This window comes from Spongiactinospora sp. 9N601, assembly GCF_044326295.1.
Taxonomy (GTDB): Bacteria; Actinomycetota; Actinomycetes; order Streptosporangiales; family Streptosporangiaceae; genus Spongiactinospora; species Spongiactinospora gelatinilytica.
The window spans coordinates 432,399-445,728 of sequence record NZ_JBIRBB010000007.1 but is presented as its reverse complement, the minus strand read 5'-3'; the positions used below and the strand labels follow the sequence as shown (position 1 = coordinate 445,728).

The following is a 13,330-nucleotide window of genomic DNA, read 5'->3' as shown; positions in this document are numbered from 1 at the left end:
ATGGACAGCGAAACGTCCTTCACCGCGGACATCGCACTCGACGTCCTCCAGCAGGTCTGCGCGGATGCCGGGCTCGATGCGCGCGGAGCCGAACTCCTCGGCCCGATCGGCGACAACGCCGTATGGAGGCTGCCGCTCGAAGGAATCGTCGCGCGGATCGCCTGGAGTACCGACGCGCTGCCCAGCGTACGGCGCGAACTCGGAGTGGCGGCCTGGCTGGCGAAGCAGGACTTCCCCGCCGTACGCGTGGCCGCGTGCGGGGACCAGCCGTTGATCCACCGCGGCCGGGTGGTGACATTCTGGGAGGAGATTCCCAAGCCGCAGCAGGCGTCCACCGCCGAGATGGGCACCCTGCTGAAGCGGCTGCACGCACTCCCGTGCCCGGACGACGGACTCCTGACCCCCTACGACCCTTTCGCCCGCCAGCATTCGCACATCGACAAAGCCACCGGAATCAGCCCAATAGAACGCGCCTTCCTCAGGACCCGGCTCACCGAACTACAGAACGCCCACGCCTCCCTGAACTTCGCGCTGCCGCCCGCCGTAATCCACGGTGACGCTCACCGCAAGAACATCGTCCGCGCCGCCGACGGCCAGGTCATGCTGCTGGACCTGGAGCGCTTCAGCACCGGGCATCCCGAATGGGACCTCACCGTGCCCGCCGTCTACCGCCGGGTGGGCTGGTACGACGACGCGACCTACACCGCCTTCGCCCACGCCTACGGCCTGGACGTGACCGAATGGAGCGGCTTCCCGGTCCTCGCGCAGATCCGCGAACTCCGCATGACCACCTGGCTGGCCTCCCGTACCGGCCGCGAACCCCGCCTCATCCCCGAAGCACTCCACCGCATCGCCACCCTGCGCGACCCCGCACTGCCGCGCCGCTGGTCACCCGGCACTTAGCGCCATTTCTCGCAGTTGCTGGCGAAAGGCGACCACCGGTGCCAGCGTGGCATAGGAGTCGAGCCTGCGGTCGAACGTACGGACGTACTCACGCACCCGATGTGACTTCAGCCGGTCCACCAACGCGAGCGCCTGCGACGCCACGGCACAGGCCTGCTCCACGTCCCGCTGCGACGGACGCTGGGGCGCGAGATACGCGCCCGCCATGGTCATGCGGCAGAAGGTCCGGCTCCGCGGATAGGCGTCGCTGGAGGATTCGAGCGCCATGCGCGCATGCCGGGTCGCATCGCTGCTCTGCCGCAAAGCGGCGAAACAGTGCCCGAACTCATCATGGAACTCCGCCTCATCGAAATAGCCGATCCATTCCGGCTCCTCCATCGTCCCCGCTTTCGCGAACGCGCCTTCCGCCTCCCGAAGCGCTCTCAGACACGCCCGCCGGTCGCCGAGACTGGCGAGCCCGCGGGCCTCCATCACGCAATACATCGCATGCACGGTCGGCGTGGCCTGGCCCTTCGCGCCCAGCTTCGCGGCGCGGGCGAAGTCCACGGCCTCGCCGTACTCCCCGAGGAAGTTGGCCTGGTGGCTCATCACGGCCAGCACCTTGCCGCCGAGCGCTCGATCCCCTGACGCGTGGGCGAGGCTCAACGCCTGCACGAAGTACCGGCGGGCCAGTCCGTGCAAGCCGATGTCGTAGGCCATGGCCCCGGTCTTGTACGTGAACCGCGCGGTCTCCGCGAACAGCTCCCGCCTGATCTGGTCGGTGTAGTTGCCGTGGAGCAGCGGAGCGACCTCGCTACGCAGGTACTGCACGGCCGCGCGCCGGGCGTGGCCCCCGCCGTACCTGTGGTCGAGTTCCTCGAACATGCGCGCCGTGGCCCGTACGGCATCGACATCGTGACGGCTGACTTTCAGCGTCCGTCCGGTACGGCTGAGCGGCTCATGCGGCGGCGCCACCAACAAGCGCGCCATCGGCGGAACGAGCATCGCGGCCGACACCGTGCCGTGCCAGAGAAAGTCCTCTTGCCGCAGATCCTCCTCCCAGAGGATGCGGGACGTCCGTACCGTGGCAGCCTGCTGCCCGGAGAAGGCAAGGCCAAGGGTCAGTGGCGGGCCCTTCCGGGGGTCCATGCCGATCTCCGGAAGAGTCAGCGGCCGGCCAAGGCGCTGCGTGAGAACGGAGGCGATCAGCTCCGGTTTGGCTCCCCGAGGCCGCATCCCGGACAGCCACCGCGCCACGTCCACATGCGTACACGAGACGGCCAGGCCGCGCTCCGCACCGAGCCGGCGTACCTCTCTGGCCAGAGCCTTGTTGGAGATCCCGGCCTCGTCCATGGCGGCGGCAAGGTCATCGTTGGGGTTGCTCGGCATCGTCCGCCCCTCGCTCAGGAAACAGCCACATTCAGCACACCAAGGGATTTGACTGAGAGTAACCACTTAATCGCGCCAGATGTATAGCGCTTACGGGTATAGCGGCGGCCGAGTGAACCCTTTGTGCATCCCCTGCTGGAAAGTGCACCCGATCTGATCGCTTCCCACGCCTTGCCGCGCGGACTTAGCTGGGCAGGAGCACACCTCCTGTTCTCCTGAATGCGCAGGTCAGGCACATGATCAACCTCCCCCGCCCAACGCACGACGTTGCCTCCGGGACATCCACCCCGTGGTGGCGGTCCTGGCATACGACGGCGGCGAGCGTTGTCCCTTGCTCCAAGGTCATCGTGCGTACGTTGCCAAAGGGCGACGCCGCCCACCGCGCCCGCCACCTCCTGCGGGAGACCCTCGCTCAGGCCGCCGTCGAAGACGACCAGATCGCCGACGCCGAACTCGTCGTCGCCGAACTGGCCACTAACGCCGAGCTGCACGGCCGTGGCCCCCTGGAGATCCGCATCGGCACCGTCGTGGAAAGACCCCTCTGGTGCGAGATCGTCGACAGCGACCCCAACCTCGGCGACGTACCAGCGCTCTTGGCGAACCTGCGCGCAGCGGCACGCGACACGCTCCCGACGCTGGACATCCCCCTCATCCCCGAGGTCGGCCGAGGGCTCCTCATCGCCCACCGGCTCTCCAACGGCCGCTGCTACGCCTACCGAACGAGACTCTGCACCAGCGCAACCCTGGGAAAGGCGGTCGCGTTCGCCCTCCCCATGGCGGCCACGCCACCCATCCCCCGCCAACTGACCCTCGTGGAGGCGGACCACGATGCCCGATGACCGCCGCGTCACCCAGCCGAACCGCGCCCTGCACCACTGGTTCGACCTGTCGGGATACTCCAAGCAGGGCCTGGCCACAGAGATCACCCGCCTGGCACGCGCCGCAGGCCACGCCAACGTCTGCCCGGACGGCAGCCGCGTCCGACGCTGGCTGGTAGACGGCGAAGTCCCCCGGGATCCGGTACCGGACCTCCTGGCCCAGATCTTCTCCGAACGCACCGGCAGCCGGGTCACCCCAGCCGATCTCGGCATCTGCCGCCAGCCTGCCGATCAGCTCACCTGGGGCACAGAGCCCACGACGAAGTCCCTTGCCCACATCACCCGAATGGACCTGCTCCGCCAGGGCGCGGCCTCAAACCAGGGAGTGGAGTACAACATCACACCCGACGCCCTCCTCCAGCACCTCCAAGCCTGGGCACACGCAACCCCGTCCCCCTTGCCGAACGCCGTCGAAGCGGTCGGCTCCATCGGCATGAACGACGTCGAGAAGATCCAAGCGACCACCGACATCTTCAAGAAACTCGACAACGCCTACGGCGGCGGACTCCTGCGCACCGCAGTGGTCGGCCAGGTGGCCTGGGCAAACAGCCTCGCCCATCACAGCACCTACTCCGAACCCGTCGGACGAGCGCTGATGGCGGCCCTCGCCGACCTCTGCGGAGTAGCCGGCTGGATGAGCCACGACATCGGCGCCACTGATGAGGCCATCCGGTACCTCGTACTCGCCACCCAGGCCGCCAAAGAAGGCGGCGACCGTAACCTCGCCGCCCACCTTCTCCAGTGCCTCGCCCGGGTCTACGGATACATCGGCCACCCCGCCCCGGCCCTGGAACTCGTCACCCTCGCAACGTACGGCTCCCGCGAGACGGCCACCCCACGCATCCGCTCCGAGCTATATGCGCTGGAAGCCCGCTTCAACGCCATGCTCGGCCGCGAAAGACCCACGTTGCAGGCCATCAACCGTTCGCTTGAGATCTTCACCGAAACCAGCCCATCCGACCACAAAGAAAGCTTCACTTCCCACCTAGACGAAACAGAACTGGACAGCACCCTTGGCGAGGTCTATCTCTTCCTTGCCCACACCACCCACCACGCCGAGCACGCCGCCGCAGCAGCAGAACACCTGTCCCGCGCCGCCGCATCACGCCCTCCAGAACGACTACGCAGCAAGATCTTCGACCACCTCGGCCTCAGCCGCGCCTACCTCGCCCTCAAAGAGCCCGAGGCCGCCTGCACCGCAGCCTCCACTGCCGTAAACCTGTCGACGGAAATTTCCTCTTTGCGTATTCTCGATCGATTCCGCGATGCTCTTCATGAGGGTCAAGCTTTCATGGAGAATGACGGCCTTAGAGAATTCTTTATACACATATACTGCAAAATGGATAGTGCCATAAGAGCTTATTCCTAGAAGTTTTATGCAGTCGCGTAGGCTGGCGGCTGTATCTCCAACTCCGAGGCCGCCGAGACCTCCTGCACCGCCTTCACCAGCACGATGGAAAGGCCGTCATCGTCCGACTGATCGCGCACCGGATACGGCGATGGATGAGCGGGTCGCGGCTGGCCAGAATGAGCCGTTTACCGTCATGCGTTACTACCCGATCCTCACCGACAGCCCGTACACGTTGCTCCAAGCCGACGCCCAGGATCGCGATCATGCGGGGCAGGAACAGCTCAGCGTCGACCTGATCAACGTCTGCCTGCACACCCGCCCTCGGACAAGTTTGCCGCCAACGCCGCCTGGCTCACCCTCGCGGCGATCACACACCAACCTGCTGCAACATGCACGACTGCCTGGGCCTACGCCCGGCACAGGCGTGCCAGCCGGGTCGGTCTGCGCGTCGGCTCATCGGTGTTTCCGCCCGTTTCGCCCGATAACGACCATGGGCAAGTGGTTTCTGTCTTGGAACGCCGCAGTCGGCTTCCCCAGCTCATTTGGGTCATCGAGCGCGGTACATGGGTGGTCCACGGCCGAACCTGGTCGACGGGTGCCTCGCCGGAACCGGCCTGGCCTTGAACACTTCAATACCGGCCCACTCGACATCACGAATTAAAGATCTTTAAGAACAGGATGGCTGTTTATATCAAAGGCCCGCATCGTCGCAGACAATGCCTGCGTTCCAAGCTTCCATAGCATCCTCTCTTGCGCCGCAACTGAGTAATCTCCATGTCCACCATCTACCATGAACTCCAACGTAGGATGGTTGCTGCGCAGGTCGACTGTTTCATCAAGTATCCAGTCCGTCGAAAGATGGACGATGAGACGGATCGGTGTACGAAACACTTCGCCCAACCCTCCATAGCTCCATACAAAAGCTCCTATCTGTGCAGCAATCTTCTCGGTTGACATCGCATTGAAAACATTCTGATACTCCGGCGGCCGCCTGACGTCAAAGTGGATGACCGGGGGCGGCGGATGGTGATCGGCGAAAGAAGTAGCCTTACGGTAGAGGTTTTGGTATTTCTGATTGTGGGCTAGCTCTGGATATTTGGCGGCAAGCTCCCGGAGTGCCCTAAGCGCAAATTGCGGTATCGCTGTCCACATAGATATCGCGGCCACAGATGTTTCGCTCTGGAAGCGAGGAGCGCTAACATGCACCCAGCCATCGGACTCTCTGAAGGAAAATCTATACGAACCCTCTCTGAACTCATATTCGGCTACCCCTCTTTCTTGACATTTCTCCATAAGGCAGACTAGTGCCCTTACAAGCTCCACTAAGGGCATCCAGCCATCTTCCATCACCTTCCCGTTCACTCGGAACAGCACTCTGATCCAGAAGACGTCGCCGGTTAGTGCCATATCATCAACTGAAGCCAGGCTAAGCGCGTGCACATCTCCGCCGTGATCCACCGACAGATCGAAGTCCAGCTCAATCATTGTGTCACTATACCATCAGTCCGCCACCGGATAAGCAGTTATGACCTTCCCCTTTCTGATTACTACCTTTATTTTGGTAGCCTTCTCTCCGTTTGGTCCTGTGCCGATCTTATGTCCGAAATCGTGTGTGTAAGCTCCATCTTTCGTATTTCCATTCAAGGCGCGCATGATCATGCGTTCCAATTTGCTTTTATTGGTGGTGCTAAACTTGCTTTTATGCTTGTACTTGGAAGGATTGACATGGCGATCCCATATGTGATCCCACCGCCCCTTCGGGATGGTGACTCCACAGTTGTGAACCAGGACGCCCGTCCCACCCGCAGCAATATGATATGTGTGCGTTCCGGCGACAGCCAGGTTGTAGACCTGCTGGTACGCGATCCACGTGTCAACTGCGCCGACCTGGATCCAGGTTCCCGCCGAAGTCTGTAGCCAGGCTCCGGACTGGAGTGTGCCCGCGTCACTCCACGTACGCAGGTCGGGGAGCCAGAAGGGGTGATCGATGGTCGCGATAAGGTCGCCGGTGACACCGCCTCTGTTCCCGTCGGTGTCGACCGTGATCTGTACGAGGTGCTTGATTCCAGTTCCGGTGATGATGGCGGTGACGGGCTGGGCGTGTGTCTTCCCGGTTTCCGGGTCGGCCGCGAGGACCTTGTCGCCGACCTTGACTTGTTCGATGGGTTTGTGTGTGCCGTCGGCCATCAGCACCTTGGTGCCTGCCACGAAGCTGTTCTTGCAGGCCTTCTTCGCAGCCGCCAGAGCGTTCTCGGCTGCTTTCAGCTCGTCGCCTGCTCTGCCCCACGATTTGTATCCTTGGTAAGCCTTGTCGATGAGGTGGCCGACCTTGGCCACCACATTGGCGAGTTTCTTCCATTTCCAGGGCAGGCCGTACTTGGCCACCAGCTTGCCGGCGATGCCGCCCGCCAGGCTCCCCAGGATGTTCAGCGCAGTCTTCCCACAGGCGGCAAGATCCTTTTTGGCCAAGCATGCGATGCCGTCGGTGATGCCCAGTTCATCAGCGGCGAGTTTGCCCAGCTCGAACAGGGCGTCCATGAACGAATCCCAGTAGATGTCTCGCCGCTTTTTCACCTGACTCAGGTTCTTTTCGGCGCACTTGACCCTGCCGTGTTTCTTGGCGCACTGGTCTTGCAAACAGGTTTTGTAATCGGAGTCCCGGCTGTTGCAGGGGGACAAGCCTCCGGGGTCGGACAGGCCGATGGGATTGTTGCCCGCATAGCTGTAGGGGTTGGCCCAGGACGGGGTACTCATCTCCAGCAATGGATCAGTGGAGACGAACTTGCCGATGGACGGGTCGTAGTAGCGTGCCGACAGATAGTCCAGGCCGGTGGACTCGTCCTCGATCTTCCCGAGGAAGCCTCGGTCGGTGAACGGGAGGTCATCGATGCCACGGCGCTGGCCGAAGGGCAGGTAGCGTTCCCGGCTCACCGTCCCGGTGGTCTCGTCGATGCCGATCTGCTGGCTGCCGTGCAGGCCGGCGGCCAGCCAGGTGACGCCTCCGCCGGTCGAGCGCATGGCGACCGTGGCGTCGTCGGAGGTGGTGTAGTAGCGCTTGGCGGTGACCTGTCCGCCGGACAGTTCGAGTTCCATCGACCCCAGGTACAGCGTGGTCTTTCCGTCCGGGGTCCGGCGGATCAGTCGTTCGCCGTCGGCGTCGTAGACCATCGAGGTGTCCTGGCCGTCGATGGTGGCCTTGGCCAGCTCGCCGAGCTCGTTCCACTGGAAGGTGCCGGTCTTGCCGTCCTGCGTGCGCGAGGTCAGTTGGCCCGCGTCGTCATAGGTGTAGGTGTCGGTGCCGCCAGGCCGTTCGATGGAGGTGACCGCGTTGGGGCGGGTGGCATCGGGGCCGGGTGCCGGGTAGCGGTAGGTGGCGGCCTGACCTGCGTCGGTCTTGCTCGCCAGATTACCGACCGGGTCATAGGTGAAGCGCTGGTCGTATGGGTCGACGCCCTGCTGATCAGCGCCACCGGCGCATGAGGACGCGGTGGTGGTCCATGCTGCCGACAGCTGATGACGGCCATCGTAGGCGAAGCACTCCGCCTGGCCCTCGGTCACACCGGGAACGGCAGAGGCCGCGTCCAGTATTCGGGTGATCTCGCCGGAGATGTCGTAGGTTAGCCGGTCGTCTTGTGCGGTGCGAGGTGTAGTGGTGTCCGCTTTGGCGGTGGTCGTCACCCGGCTCAGCCAGCCGGTTTCCTCATTCCACTGCAGGCCGCGTTTGACCTGCCCGCGCGCGCCGTACAAGCGCTCGCTCATCCGGGCGGTCGCCGTGTAGGCGGTGTCCTTGACGTAGGTGTATCCGCCGCCGAAATCGGAGGTGAGGCCCTTGGCCAGCCCGAGGGCGGTGAACGTGGAGGTGACGGTCTCAGCGGGCAGTCCACCCGCGGCGGGCATGCCGACCCGCTCGACGTCGCCGGCGGCGTTGTAGGCGGCGGTGAACGTGTACTCCCCGGCCAGCGCCCCTTCTTCGGCCGGGATGACCAGCGTTGATCCGGTGGGGCGGCCCATCGGGTCATACCCGGTGACCTTGTCGATGTAGGCGCGTCCGTCGGCGAAGCGGGTGGCGGAGGTCAGTTCGCCCTTGGCCAGGGTGTCGTAAATCCACTCGGTGAGCTTGGTGCCGGTGTCCGGTTCGCCAGCCCACCGGCTGCGGAGGCGGCCGATGTCGTCGTAGCGGTAGGAGACCTTGGTGCCGTTACCGTCCACCGACCAGGCCACACGCCCGGCCTCGTCGTAGTGCTGCTGGGAGTCCCCGGCATCGGGGTCCTGGGAGTGAGTGCGCCGTCCGAGCAGGTCGAACCGGAAAATGCGGACGTTTCCATTGGCGTCCGTCATCGAGGTCAGCTTGCCATTGCGGTCATAGCCGTAGGCGGTGTCGTGGTGGGTGGCCGCGTCCGCCCATTCTTCGATCTTTACGACCTGGTCGATGGCGTCGGTGTGATAGACGCTCTTACCACCAGTGGGCGGCTGGACCTCGTGCCGGTCGCCGAAGTAGCGGGTCGCGGTACGACGCAACTCGCGCGAGCCGGTGTAGTCGATGTTCGCCGTGGGCCGCCCTACGCCGTCATAGACGGTGCGAGACCATCGCGGTAGGGCGCCCAGGGCGGGGTTGAGCAGCCCCGATCCGGGCGCCTGGGTATTGTGCGCGGCTTCGGAGACCGCGTCCTCCTGACCTCGCCCGTTGTAGGTGGTGACGCTCACCATGCGCCCACCGGCAGGGGAAGCGGACTGCTGTTCGCGAGGCCGCCCCTGACCATCCAGGTAGTTGTACTGGGTCAGCCAGACGGCACCGGTGCCGCTCCCCGACTGCAGGGTGCTCATCGCCGTGCGTACTGATGTGGTGGGCTGCCCCAGCGAGCCGTCAAAGGGGATCGAATAGCTGACCTTCGCGGCGGGAGTGCCTCCGCTGCGCGGCTGTAACGGTGTCCACAACTGTGTGGTCCGGCCGGCGGCGTCGTAATCGACCTGGATGTCTTTGCTATTGGCGTCGCGAATACCGCTCGCCTGACCGTGCGCCGCCGACGGCCACGATGTGCTGGTGTGGCCGAGAGGGTTGGTGACGGTGATGCCACCCGTCGGCCAGCCGGTCGCGGGGCTGTAGGCGGTCGTGGTCACCTTGCCCAGCGGATCGGTCGCTGAAGTGGGACGGCCGTATCCGTCGAACGCGGCTTTCGTCGTGCTGTAGACCGAGGCGCTGCTGTAGGCACGGCTCTGGGTCGGGTTGCCACGGGTCGGGGTGTTGGACGCTGGATCGGTGGCACCGTCGTACAAGATGAGGGTCTTGCCCAGGAGTTCGCCCGAGGCGCAGTCGTCGCCAGCGCGGCGTTCTTCGCCTGCCGGGACATTGATGACCCATTTGGCGGTGTTGCGGGCGTAGGTGGTCGTCTGGCAGGTGTTGTCGGAAGCCGTGGAAGTGTCGCCGTAGTCGTTGACCTTCGTGGGCAGGCCGTAGGAGTCGTAGCTGGTGCGCTGGTCGGTGTAGCGCCAGCCGGTCGAAATCTCCTCACGGGTGACCTCGCGGCTGGTGCTGATCCGCAGCGGGTCGTGGATGCCCGGGCCGGTACCGGTGGAGGTGCGGACGTACTCGTACCGGGTCGAGCTGACCTCTTCAAAACCGCTGGGGCCGGGGCCGTTGCCGGGTGGGATGGTCGGGGTGACGGTCGGCGTGGGGGTGATGGTCGGGGTGGGGGTGCTGCCGCCGGAGCAGAGACCGAGGTCTTTCCAGGTGCCGTCGCGGCCGGGCTCGATGATGGTGGAGGCGGTCGCCTCCCAATGGTGGTCCTTCCACGTGACTCGCGCGCCCTTGGCGTAGAACGCGAAGTCGACCCAGGCCGGATAGGTGCAGGCCAGGGCACCTCTGCTGGCTTCGGTCAGGGCGCCCAGCAGGTGGCGGGCGGGGGCGGCCACGGCGGCGGCGACCTTGGCGATCGGCCCGCCAGCCGCCGGTGCCGCGATGGGAGCGGGCTCGGCAGCGGCCGGGGCGTTGGTGGTCATGGTGGTCGCGCGGAGGGTCTGTTCCTGAAGGGTCCGGCCGGCCAGGACACGCAGGTCGTTGAAGGCGTTGCCGTCGAAGTCGGTGACCGTGGCGTACTTGGGGGTGCCGTCGGCGCGCGGGTCGTCGTACATGCCGCGGAAGTACGTCGAGCTGGTGACGCTGTAGTCGTCGGGGTCATCACCGCTGCCGGTGATGGTGCGTACCGTGCCGTACCCGCGGAAATCGTCCCAGTCCTCGTTCAGCCGCTTGCAGATCTGGTCGGGGGGCAGGTCGCAGAACGTCCCGTGAGTGGTTTCTGTTTCGAGGTAGTTGAACGGCTTCGCCCAGGCAGGGGTGCCCACGTACTGGTAGCGGGTGACGACGTCCGGTGAGCCGCCGACCAGGTCTTTGTCGATGACCTGGGTGGTCAGCCACTTCAGGTACACCGCGCGGGAGGTGCGGGCGATGCCGCCCTCGTCGTAGTAGGTCCCCAGCGTGGACATGTAGCAGTCGCGAGCATTGGTGTCCCAGCCTGAGCTGGGGTAGCCGGAGGGGACAGGGCAGGGATTGGCCTGGCCGTAGGAGACGTCGGTGCGCCCGCCCAGCCCGTTGTACACGGCGGAGATGCGGGGGAACCGCAGCCGGGTCTTGTTCTCGCCGTTGTAGTCGGCCCGGTTGTCCAGCAAGGTGGCCTCGAAGTCCACCGGCGGCAGCGGAATGTCCGGGCCGCTGCCGGCCAGGCCGACCGGGCGGATCGTGTCCAGCCACAGCACCGGCATTCCAGGCGGCAGCGGGTCCAGGATCTGGGTGTAGACCCACTTGTAGCCCAGTTCCAGCCGCGTCACCTCGTCCCATCCGCCGGAGGCGTTGGCGGTGGAGGTGACGATGGTGTTCAGTCGCTTGGAGGTGAAGAACGCCGGGCCCTGGTCATCGCAGGTGACGAACTCGCCTGGAGCCGGGGGTGCGCAGTCCAGGTCGGTGGGGGTGTCATCGTCCCACGGCATGCCTGAGGAGGGCGGGGTGCCTCGGTCCACCGTGTTGAAGGTGACCTTCGCGATCGGGGTGGTCCCGGTGATCTGCTTGTTGTGGCCGTATTCCACCTGTTGCAGGTAACCGCCCCGGTCATAGGCCAGCCGCCGGGATGCCGGATCGCCCGGGCCGAGATTGCACAGGGCGACGTGGACCATGCAGTACCAGTTCTCCTCGCGGTGGTAGCGGTAGTCCACGAGGTTGCCGTTGGTGTCCAGCTCCTGGTCCAGGTTCCACCGCCAGGGGGCGTAGCAGCGCTCGGAGGGGTACTTGTCCCGGCACGGCTCCCCGGCGTCGTCGCCGAAGTACGGCGTCTGCCACATCGCATCCCGGCGGTAACCGAACCGGTAGGCGTTCCCCTCCATCGTGGTGACCAGCCAGAACGGCTGCTGGGTCACGCTGGAGGTCAGCCGTTCGATCTTCCAGCCGAAGTCCTCGGCGGTCTTGTAGCCGCCGGTGCTCTTGTCCTTGACGATCGTGGTGGACTTGCCCTCCAAGGAGAGCACCAGGTGGGAAGTGGTGTAGTCGGTGGTCGCCGGGTCGTCGTCGTTCTCATCCGGGGACTCCCAGCACAAGTCCTTCCAGTCCCGCTGATCACCCTTGCGGGTCTCGAAGGAGTCATCCGCGCACGGCCGGAACCGCTGCTCGATGTAGCCGGCCCCCACGTCCCAGCCCATCCCGGCCACCGACGCCTGGTTGTTGGTGTAGTTGGTCAGGCCGTCGATCGCCGTGGAGGAGTACGACAACGCCAGTTCCGGGCCGGCGCCGTTCACCGACGGCGGTACCGTGATCGGGTAGGAGTAGGAGAACCCGCCGCCGGAATCGCCCGCCTGCCAGGTGCCTGCCGGCTTGAGGTCGGTCGCGGCGAAGTTGCCGGTACCCGATCCGGGATCCTCGGCCGCCGCCGCAGTGTCCAGCACGTACACCGACTCGTTCGTTTCGACGGTCGCCTCGATACGGCCGTGGGCGACGTCGTTGCGTACCCCGGTCACGTTCGTGGCCCGGCCTGCTTGCCCGGCGTAGTCGGCCTTCTTGCAGCTCGCATCGAGCGCACAGGCGGGCAGCGCCTTCATGGTCAACCGGTAGGCCGCACCGGCTGGTAGCGCGTCACGAAATCCGGAGTAATCCAGGCCCAGCCGCACCTGGCCCGGCCCGGTCTGAGCGTCACTGCGGGCCAGCCGTACCGCAACCCCGATACCGCCGAGCCGCTTGGCGACATCCGCGCCGAGGGTCTGCACCCGGACCTTGGCCGGGGCGCTCTGCCCGCCCTGCCCGTTCCGGGTGACGGTGACCGGCGTACCCGGCACCGGCGTCCGCCGCTCGGTAACGGGCACCTCACCGGCCCCCGGCTTCGGCCACGCCGGGGCCGCTTTGGCCTGGCTCGGCGGCGGGACGTCTTCTGCGCCGATGGTGTCGGCGACCTTCTCGATCTCACGGCCATCCACCGACTTCTCCGAGCCGGCGCCGCCGGATAAGTCCGGGACGGTGTTCACCACGATCATCCCGGCGAGTGCGACGGTGGTCACAAGAACACCGATGAGCCAGACACGCACGCGTGAATAGAGCACGCCGCAGCCTCCAGATGCCGATGAAACCTGCGACGCGCCGCCCGGCTGTCGCCCGCCAAGATGGTGGAAATATGAACGATCAACCGGAATATCGATCAGCAATAGCGTTCGGTCAATATGGTCAAGGTGACTTATCGATCACCGACCGCAGGCGATCGGGCGAAATCGAGGCACTCATAGCGGCGATCATGGCAGGTCAGCCGACAGGTCGCTGTCGAGCCAGTCTGGCGGCTGAGTACGTGATCACGTTTAGGTC

Annotated in this window: 6 protein-coding genes; 3 read left to right on the top strand and 3 right to left on the bottom strand. The window is 65.2% G+C overall.

The window, feature by feature from the left end:
* Positions 1–903: a phosphotransferase enzyme family protein gene (locus tag ACH34R_RS19505; protein WP_397562861.1), complete on the top strand. Its 903-nt coding sequence runs from the start codon at positions 1–3 to the stop codon at positions 901–903.
* On the opposite strand, the gene ACH34R_RS19500 is transcribed toward ACH34R_RS19505, so the two are convergent.
* On the bottom strand, positions 889–2,271 hold the full coding sequence (locus ACH34R_RS19500) for a hypothetical protein (protein WP_397562860.1): 1,383 nt from the start codon (positions 2,269–2,271) through the stop codon (positions 889–891). The two genes, ACH34R_RS19505 and ACH34R_RS19500, sit on opposite strands and share 15 nt — an antisense overlap.
* A gap of 347 nt (positions 2,272–2,618) precedes the next feature.
* Between ACH34R_RS19500 and ACH34R_RS19495 the strand changes: the two genes are divergently transcribed.
* Together ACH34R_RS19495 and ACH34R_RS19490 are read left to right on the top strand one after the other, a co-directional pair.
* On the top strand, positions 2,619–3,110 hold the full coding sequence (locus ACH34R_RS19495; RefSeq protein ID WP_397562859.1) for an ATP-binding protein: 492 nt from the start codon (positions 2,619–2,621) through the stop codon (positions 3,108–3,110).
* A complete protein-coding gene (locus ACH34R_RS19490) occupies positions 3,100–4,518 on the top strand; it encodes a hypothetical protein (protein WP_397562858.1) in 1,419 nt (472 codons plus the stop codon). Before ACH34R_RS19495 ends, ACH34R_RS19490 begins: the two co-directional genes overlap by 11 nt.
* 639 nt (positions 4,519–5,157) lie before the next feature.
* Here ACH34R_RS19490 and ACH34R_RS19485 read toward each other — a convergent pair.
* Together ACH34R_RS19485 and ACH34R_RS19480 are read right to left on the bottom strand one after the other, a co-directional pair.
* The gene (locus ACH34R_RS19485) at positions 5,158–5,985 is read right to left on the bottom strand and encodes a hypothetical protein (RefSeq protein WP_397562857.1); all 828 of its coding nucleotides are present in this window, start codon (positions 5,983–5,985) and stop codon (positions 5,158–5,160) included.
* Positions 5,986–6,000: 15 nt separating this feature from the next.
* The gene (locus ACH34R_RS19480; RefSeq protein ID WP_397562856.1) at positions 6,001–13,032 is read right to left on the bottom strand and encodes an RHS repeat-associated core domain-containing protein; all 7,032 of its coding nucleotides are present in this window, start codon (positions 13,030–13,032) and stop codon (positions 6,001–6,003) included.
* Positions 13,033–13,330: the final 298 nt, after the last annotated feature.

Excerpts from the sequence above, each read along its gene's own strand:
- ACH34R_RS19505 (WP_397562861.1), top strand. The coding sequence starts at position 1 with ATGGACAGCGAAACGTCCTTCACCGCGGACATCGCACTCGACGTCCTC.
- ACH34R_RS19500 (WP_397562860.1), bottom strand. The coding sequence starts at position 2,271 with ATGCCGAGCAACCCCAACGATGACCTTGCCGCCGCCATGGACGAGGCC.
- ACH34R_RS19485 (WP_397562857.1), bottom strand. The coding sequence starts at position 5,985 with ATGATTGAGCTGGACTTCGATCTGTCGGTGGATCACGGCGGAGATGTG.
- ACH34R_RS19490 (WP_397562858.1), top strand. The coding sequence starts at position 3,100 with ATGCCCGATGACCGCCGCGTCACCCAGCCGAACCGCGCCCTGCACCAC.